At 62.2% G+C, this 1771-nt stretch carries 2 protein-coding genes; both read left to right on the plus strand.

Annotated features, from left to right (window positions below):
• A partial coding sequence (gene lgt, locus HP547_RS19780; RefSeq protein WP_172287148.1) for a prolipoprotein diacylglyceryl transferase occupies positions 1-726 on the plus strand: 726 nt, incomplete at its 5' end.
• A 49-nt stretch (positions 727-775) separates the two neighbouring features.
• Positions 776-1747 carry a thymidylate synthase gene (locus tag HP547_RS19785; protein ID WP_172287149.1) on the plus strand — a complete coding sequence of 324 codons (972 nt, stop codon included), beginning with the start codon at positions 776-778 and terminating at the stop codon, positions 1745-1747.
• Positions 1748-1771: the final 24 nt, after the last annotated feature.

The raw sequence follows: 1771 nt of genomic DNA on the forward strand, positions 1-1771 counted from the left end.
GGCATCGGCGGCGCCTGGCTGCTGGCTTCGCGCCGGCTCAACCGCTTCGACCCCACCTGGTCCCGTGAAAAGCTGTCCGACCTGGTGTTCTGGCTGTCGATGGGGGTGATTGTCGGAGGCCGGCTGGGTTATGTGCTGTTCTACGACCTGCACGCCTACCTGGCCAACCCGACGCTGATCTTCGAAGTGTGGAAGGGCGGCATGTCGTTCCACGGCGGCTTCATTGGCGTGATGCTGGCGGCCTTGTGGTTCGGCAAGCGCAACAACAAGTCGTTCTTCGAGCTGATGGACTTCGTCGCACCGTTGGTGCCGATTGGCCTGGGCGCCGGGCGCATCGGCAACTTCATCAATGCCGAGTTGTGGGGCAAGGCCACCGATGTGCCGTGGGCGATGGTGTTCCCGCCGTTCAGCGACCCTGCGCAGTTGCCGCGTCACCCGTCGCAGCTGTACCAATTTGCGCTTGAAGGTGTGGCATTATTCCTGATCCTTTGGCTGTACTCGCGCAAGCCGCGCCCGACCATGGCCGTTTCCGGCATGTTCGCGCTGTTCTACGGCATTTTCCGCTTCATCGTGGAGTTCGTGCGAGTGCCCGATGCCCAGCTCGGCTACATTGCCTTCGGCTGGTTGACCATGGGTCAGTTGCTGTGTCTGCCGATGATCGTCGGCGGCCTCTTCCTGATCTGGTGGGCGTACAACCGTAAACCGACGGCCAAGGCCGCAGTTTGATTCTTGCGGCAGGGGGCGTTCCCCCTGCCGTTCTTGTTACAGGTAAGCCATGAAACAGTATCTAGACCTGGTCCGTGAGGTCATTGAAAACGGCACGCTGCAGGAAAACCGCACCGGCATCCGCACCATCAGCCTGCCGGGCGCCATGCTGCGTTTCGACCTGCAGAAGGGCTTTCCGGCCATCACTACGCGCAAGCTGGCGTTCAAATCGGCGATCGGCGAAATGGTCGGTTTCCTGCGTGGCGTGAAAAACGCTGGCGAATTCCGCGACCTGGGCTGCAAGGTCTGGGACCAGAACGCCAACGAAAACGCCCAGTGGCTGGCCAACCCGTTCCGCCAGGGGCATGACGACCTCGGCGAGATATACGGCGTTCAGTGGCGGCAATGGCCGGGTTACAAGCGCATCCCGCTGAGCAAACCGGCAGCCATCGAAATGGCCGAGAAGGCGGGCTTCCGCCGCATTGCCCAGGACGAAGAGGACGGCGTCGCGTTCGTAGTCTTGTACAAGGCCATCGACCAGGTGCGCCAGTGCCTGGACACCATTGCCAACGACCCGGGCAGCCGCCGTATCCTGTTCCACGGCTGGAACTGCGCGCAGCTGGACGAAATGGCATTGCCGCCGTGTCACCTGCTGTACCAGTTCCACCCGAATGTCGAGACCAGGGAGATTTCCCTGACGCTGTACATCCGCTCCAACGACCTGGGCCTGGGCACGCCGTTCAACCTGACCGAAGGCGCAGCGCTGCTGTCGCTGTTCGGCCGCCTGACCGGCTACACCCCGCGCTGGTTCACCTACTTCATCGGCGATGCCCATGTGTATGAAAACCACCTGGACATGCTCAACGAGCAGCTCAAGCGCGAGCCGCTGGAAGCGCCGAAGCTGGTGATCAGCGACCGCGTGCCGGGGTTTGCCGAGACGGGCAAGTACGAGCCAGAGTGGCTGGAGAAAATCGAGCCGAGTGATTTCAGCCTGCAAGGTTATGAGCACCATGCGCCGATGACCGCGCCGATGGCCGTGTAAGCCTCTGGAGTGCCGGGGCTGCTT

It is taken from the genome of Pseudomonas sp. CM27 (assembly GCF_013179515.1).
Taxonomy (GTDB): Bacteria; Pseudomonadota; Gammaproteobacteria; order Pseudomonadales; family Pseudomonadaceae; genus Aquipseudomonas.